Source organism: Paenibacillus soyae (assembly GCF_024623455.1).
In the GTDB taxonomy this organism is placed as follows: Bacteria; Bacillota; Bacilli; order Paenibacillales; family Paenibacillaceae; genus Pristimantibacillus; species Pristimantibacillus soyae.
In genome coordinates this window covers 1-255 of the sequence record NZ_JANIPJ010000098.1, presented here as the reverse complement: position 1 = coordinate 255, position 255 = coordinate 1, and the positions used below count along the sequence as shown (strand labels likewise).

The window sequence follows — 255 nt, the reverse complement described above, 5'->3', positions numbered from 1 at the left end:
CAATTAGTAAGACCCCTTGAAGACGACGAGGTTGATAGGTTCGGGGTGGAAGCACGGCAACGTGTGGAGCTGACGAATACTAATCGGTCGAGGGCTTATCCTAAATGAGTTAAAGATCACTTCAGCTGAACTTTCGTATCCAGTTTTCAATGTGCAAACATTGAACATCGTTTGGTGGCGATGGCGGAGGGGAACCACGCGTTCCCATACCGAACACGACCGTTAAGCCCTCCAGCGCCAATGGTACTTGGACCG

At 50.6% G+C, this 255-nt stretch carries 2 rRNA genes; both read left to right on the top strand.

Annotated elements, in window-relative coordinates:
- A 23S ribosomal RNA gene (locus tag NQZ67_RS30170) occupies positions 1–103 on the top strand; the annotation flags it as partial.
- Positions 104–170: 67 nt separating this feature from the next.
- Positions 171–255 (top strand): 5S ribosomal RNA (gene rrf, locus NQZ67_RS30165); the annotation flags it as partial.